Raw genomic sequence first — 5,933 nt, 5'->3', positions numbered from 1 at the left:
CCTGCATGGCGAGCGGCAGCCGCTCGCTCCGATCGAGCGCCGACAGTTGAGGGTGGCGTGCGAGATGAGCGAGCGCGACGGGGTCGCTGCGGGGTGGCACACTCCCGCCCTCGACGATGCGGGCTGGAGTGAGCGACTGTGGAGCGAGGCGGCTTACTGGGAGGCTTCGCGAGCGGTGAGCTTCCCGGAGGAAGAAGCTTGGCCGGTCGTCTACAGCCAGGCGCTTGGCGATCTGTCGTTCCGCACCTGGGCGGGCCGGATGGGTCGGGTGCCGCGCAAGTTTCTGAATCTGGGGATAGCTGCTGTCGGCGATCGAGTATGGGCGAGGACCTATGTGATCGCCCCGGCGGCAGGCATCTACTGGGTGCGGACGGAGAGCCACGCGTCTGTCGCGCTCTCGATCAATGGAGCGCCGCTGTCCCTGGCTGGCGGCCCGGAGGAGCAGACGGGCTTCGTCCAGCTCGATCAGGGCGCCAATGCGCTGTTGTTGTCCGCCGAGGCGCTGGCGGTCGGGCCGATCCGCATCGGCATCGCCATATACGCGGAGCCGCAGGAGCCCTTGCCGAAGTGGATCTGCGCGCCTCGTCCCGGTCCGCTGACGCGGCTGTCGTATACGATCGACGAGCCGGGGCCCGTCAGCCGGGCGCGCGTTATCTTCTGCGCCAAGGGACGGGTGGCGCTCTATGTGAATGGCGAGCTGCGCACCGAGCATGGCGATTTCAATCCCTATATCCGACAAGGCCAGGAGGAGCTCGATCTGACCCCGTACTGGCGGCCCGGAGCGAATCGGATCGAGCTGGTCCTGCCCGAAGGAGACGGCGTAGGTATGGTGGACGGCATCCTCGAGCGCGAGGACGGCAGCAGTCGGATGTTCTGTACTGGCACGGACTGGCGCGATGAGCGCGGCGAGGCGGCCGAGTTGGTCCATGAGGCGGTGCTGCAATTCGCCGAGACAGAGACGATGTGGCTCCCGGGCCGTCCGCATCCGCTGCCCGATGTCGGCTGGCTCATGCCGGACGCGGTGTCGTCTGCCAGGTCGCTCCCCTTCGTCCGCGATCCTGCTCGGACGGGTCGCCCGATCTGGCTGCGCTTCCCGCTGCCGGTCGGCGCAGTATCGCTCCAAGCAAGCGTCGCGGGCGTCTGCGCCTGCTGGATCGACGGCGAGCCGACGCCGATGCGAGGCGGCAGAGCCGAGTTCGCAGCCCAGCCGGCAGGCGCGATGGCGGCGCTGCGGATCGTGCCGGACGATGCGAGCACAGAGGCGGATGTGCTGCTGGCGCCGATCCGCTTCGAGACGGCGCAGACAGCCGGAGCGCTCGGCGACTGGCGGACCGCGCTCTGTCTGCCGCATCATAGCGGCGTCGTCGAGTACGAGACGACCTTCGCGTGGCATGAAGCAGGCAACGCCGTGCTGTCGCTCGGCCGGGTGCGCGGCACGGTGGAGGCGTGGCTGGACGACCAACCGCTCGGCGTGCGGGCATGGGGACCGTATCGGTACGAGCTGACGCTTGAGCCTGGCGTGCACCGATTACGCATCCGTGTCGCCAACACGCTGGGGGCGCACTACGAGATCGGTCGACCGTCCAGCAATGTCGGGGGCTCTGTCGATCCGAAGGTATCGTATTGGCAACCGGAGGGGATGCCCGAACATTGGCAGGAGGCCTTCGCGGCGGGCGGCTTGTACGGACCCGTACGTTTGGACGCTGTGTAGACATAGCACGGCTGGAGGACACAATGGTTTAGGGGGCGCAGCAGAGTATTTGAGCAGGAAGCTTCCCCCATTGCTTGCGCTTTCAGACGGATGCTATGATGGAGCGGAGAATCCAGACTGCCCTCAAAAGCCGAAGAGGCACGGAATCGTTACTGGAAGCGAAAGAACGATCCCGTGACCGTAGGCTTTGTTCTGAGGGCCGTCTGAGATACGTAGCGTGTGAGGAGGTAGCGCCCATGCTGAAGCTGATGATCGTCGACGACGAGCCGTTTATGCTGAAGGGACTAATCAACATCATAGAGAAAGGCCAGACGCCTTGCTCGGAGATCGTCAGCGCGTATGATGGCTACGAGGCGCTGGAGAGGCTGGAGCATTACCGTCCCGACCTGCTCATCACCGATATCCAGATGCCGGAGATGAATGGACTCGAGCTGATCCGCAAGGTGCGCGAGCGCGGGCTCTGCCAGCGCTTCCTCATCCTGACCGGCTACGACGACCCGGTCTATCTCCATCAGGCGATCCGTTGCAAGGTGATCGATTACCTGCTGAAGCCGATCAACAAGGCCGAGCTCTATGACGCGCTGGCCAACCTGTCGCTGGAGCTGCTGGGCGGCGAGGCGGAGGAGAAGGAGGCGCGCGCCTCGTCCCATCCCGATGATACGGTGGCGGGCGTCGACTACGAGCAGATGTCCAAAAATGTGAAGAAGATCATCCGTCACATCGAGACGTATTATCGTGAAAATATATCGCTCGACCATATCGCCGAGCATGTCTATCTGCATCCCAACTACATCAGCTCGCTGTTCCGCAAGGAGACGGGCTTGACGCTAATCCATTACTTGCACCAGTATCGGATAAAAAAAGCGAAGGCGCTTATCGTCAGCGACTCCGACGACTCGCTGCATCGGATCGCCGAGCAGGTCGGCTACGAGAGCGTCCGCCATTTTTTCAGCGTCTTCAAAAAATATTGCGGCGTCACGCCAAGCGAATACCGGCAGCATTACAAGATTCACTCATAAGCAGCTATCAGCCGATCGCGCGGATGGCGCCCTCATACGCCCCCTTGGAGAGAAGTCCTGCCTGGATTCTCGCCGAGGGGGTTCGTATTTTGAAGGAAAGTCATTAAGATCGAACGCTGTAATGCCCATCCCCTCCGACTACAATAGGAAGAAAAGACAGCGCTTACTCGCAGCTCGCGGCCATGCTCTTGAGAAGCGGCGACGAGGCGGAGGGAACAGCGGCATGCAAGGGCGTGGGAGTAACGGCGTCAAGGGCGCGAATAAAGCGTTGCTCGCGCTGTGACCGGCCAGAGGCATGCGGCGAGCAGGAGGCTGTCGATCAAGGGAGGACCACAAGAGATGGATACTGTAGTGGCGGTCTATACGGGCCAAGGACTGGCAGAGCCGCTGAAGCGGCAGTTCGACGAGCTGTTGCCCGAGGTGCGCCTCGTCAATATTATCGATGACAGCATCATCGCCGAGGTGATGCGGGAGGGCGGCGTGACGTCGGGAGTGAAGCGCAGGCTGATGCAATATTACCAGCATGCCGCCGATCTCGGCGCCTCGATCATCCTCAACACCTGCTCCTCGGTGGGCGAGACGGCGAGCGATGCCCGGGCGTTCTTCGACATCCCGCTCGTCAAGATCGACGAGCAGATGGCGGCAGAGGCGGTCGCCTCCTATCGCTCGGTCGCTGTGCTGGCTACGCTGCCGACGACCTTGCAGCCGACGCTGCGACTGCTGCGGCAGCAGGCCGAGCAGCAGGGACGAACAGTGCAACTGATCGACGGCCTGGCGGCAGGAGCCTATGAGGCGCTCGTCGGGGGCCGTCAGGACGAGCATGACCGGCTCCTGCTGGAGACGGCCGAGCGCGTCGCCGCGCAGGCCGATGCGCTCGTGCTCGCGCAAGGCTCGATGGCCCGGATGGAGGCGGAGTTGGCGCAGCGGCTCGGCAAGCCGGTGCTGTCCAGCCCGCGCCGCAGCGTCATAGAGATACGTCGGCTGCTGGCCGAGAGGGGGGCGAAGCGCTGATGTTCACCGAGCGTCTGCCCAAGGTGCTGTACGGCGGCGACTACAACCCGGAGCAATGGCCGCGCGAGGTGTGGGAGGAGGACATGCGGTTGTTCCGCATCGCCGGCGTCGATATCGCTACGATCAATGTATTCTCCTGGGCACGCAATCAGCCGGACGAGCAGACATACCGCTTCGAGTGGCTGGACAAAATGATGGATCGCCTCCATGCCGAGGGCATCCGGGTCTGTCTGGGCACCTCGACGGCGGCTCATCCGGCCTGGATGGCGACGCGTTACCCCGATGTGCTGATCACGGAGCATGACGGCCGCCGCCGCAAGTTCGGTCGTCGCCACAACTCCTGTCCGAACAGTCCGACCTACCGGCTCTACGCAGAGCGGCTGGCGCGGCGGCTGGCGGAGCGCTACCGCGATCATCCCGCCTTGCTGCTATGGCATGTCAACAACGAATACGGCCTGCGCTGCTACTGCGACCATTGCGAGCGGGCGTTCCGCGTCTGGCTGCGGGAGAAGTACGGTACGCTGGAGGCGCTCAATGCGGCGTGGTATACGAGCTTCTGGGGCCATACGTTCTACGACTGGGACGAGATCGTGCTGCCGAGCGCGCTCAGCGAGCATCTGAGCTCCTCCGATCCCGATGCGACCGCCTTCCCGAGCATCTCGCTCGACTATGACCGGTTCAACTCGGAGGCGCTGCTCTCCTGCTACAAGCTGGAGCGCGATGCGATCAAGGACGTCATGCCGGATGCTGTTGTGACGACGAATTTCCAGGGCAATGGCACGTACAAGCCGCTCGATTACTTCAAGTGGGCGCGAGAGCTCGACGTGATCGCGCTGGACATGTACCCTGCCGACGATATGACCCCGGCGCAGATGGCGATGCGCTATGACCTGATGCGGGGCTTGAAGGGCGGCGAGCCGTTCCTGCTCATGGAGTCGTGCCCGACCCAGCTCAACTGGCGTCCGCGCAATGCGGTGAAGCGTCCGGGCGTCAATCGGCTATGGAGCCTGCACGCGGTGGCGCGCGGCGCGGATGCGGTCATGTACTTCCAGCTGCGGCGGTCGCTCGGCGCTTTTGAGAAGTTCCACGGCGCGATGATCGATCATGCCGGACATGAGCATACCCGGGTATTCCGCGAGTGCGCAGGGATCGGCGAGGAGCTGCGGCGGCTGGGCGACGCGCTGCCGGGGGCGCGTACGAAGGCGCGGGCGGCGATCGTCTTCGACTGGGACAACTGGTGGGCGATCGAGCATTCCAGCGGCCTGACGGTCGATCTTCGCTATGTGCGGGAGGTGGAGAAATATTACGCCGCCTTCTACGCGCATAATCTGTCGGTCGATCTGATCGGCGTCGACGCCGAGCTCGGCGACTACGATCTGGTCGTAGCGCCGGTGCTCTATATGCTCCAGCCGGGCTATGCGGCGCGGCTGGAGCGCTTCGTGGAGCAGGGCGGCACGCTCGTGACGACGACGTTCAGCGGTATCGTCGACCAGTATGACCGGGTAATACCGGGTGGTTATCCAGGCGAGCTGCGGGAGCTGCTCGGTCTCTGGGTCGAGGAGATCGACGCGCCGATGGTGCATCAGCCCAATCGCGTCGTCATGACGGCCCCGCTAGGCGGGCTGACTGGTCCGTATGATTGCGGCGTGCTGTGCGATGTTATCCATACCGAGGGGGCCGACACGGTGGCCGTCTTCGAGCAGGACTACTACGCAGGCAGTCCGGCACTGACGCGCAACCGGCGCGGCGCAGGCGAGGCCTGGTATCTGGCGACGTCGCCGGAGCATGCGATGCTGCGCGGGCTGATCGGACAGCTATGCGACGCGATCGGCATCGAGCCTGTGCTGGCGACGCCTGCGGGAGTCGAGGCGACTGTCCGCGCCAAGGGCGACGAGCGCTTCTTGTTCCTGCTCAATCATAACGAGACAGCAGCCGAGGTCGAGCTGGAGGGCGGCGTATACGTGGACCTGCTCAGCGGCGCGACGCAAGCGGGCGCGCTGGGGTTGCCAGCTCGGGATGTGCGCATCCTGCGTATGGTCGCCGCCCCGGACGGGGAGAAGATGCCGCAGATGACAACAGGGAGGTCGGAGCGATGAAGGACATTCGGCACGATGACGACAAGAAGCTGTGGTACCGCCAGCCCGCGGACGAATGGGTCGAGGCGCTGCCGGCCGACAGTGGGCGTGGGAGGT

Annotated in this window: 3 protein-coding genes and 1 pseudogene; all 4 read left to right on the top strand. The window is 64.2% G+C overall.

Annotated features, from left to right (window positions below; all coding sequences use genetic code 11):
• Positions 1–1,711 (top strand): annotated as a pseudogene (locus PA598K_RS38085) (hypothetical protein); the annotation flags it as partial.
• A 236-nt stretch (positions 1,712–1,947) separates the two neighbouring features.
• A complete protein-coding gene (locus tag PA598K_RS19580; protein WP_128658584.1) occupies positions 1,948–2,730 on the top strand; it encodes a response regulator transcription factor in 783 nt (260 codons plus the stop codon).
• A 339-nt stretch (positions 2,731–3,069) separates the two neighbouring features.
• The gene (locus PA598K_RS19575; RefSeq protein WP_128658583.1) at positions 3,070–3,741 is read left to right on the top strand and encodes an aspartate/glutamate racemase family protein; all 672 of its coding nucleotides are present in this window, start codon (positions 3,070–3,072) and stop codon (positions 3,739–3,741) included.
• Positions 3,741–5,837, top strand: coding sequence for a beta-galactosidase (locus PA598K_RS19570; RefSeq protein ID WP_128658582.1), 2,097 nt, complete (start codon positions 3,741–3,743; stop codon positions 5,835–5,837). Before PA598K_RS19575 ends, PA598K_RS19570 begins: the two co-directional genes overlap by 1 nt.
• The last annotated feature ends 96 nt before the right edge of the window (positions 5,838–5,933 follow it).

Source organism: Paenibacillus sp. 598K, from assembly GCF_003851045.1.
Classification (GTDB): Bacteria; Bacillota; Bacilli; order Paenibacillales; family Paenibacillaceae; genus Paenibacillus_D.
Note: the sequence above shows the minus strand (reverse complement) of the source record. Positions and strands in the feature narration are given on the sequence as shown.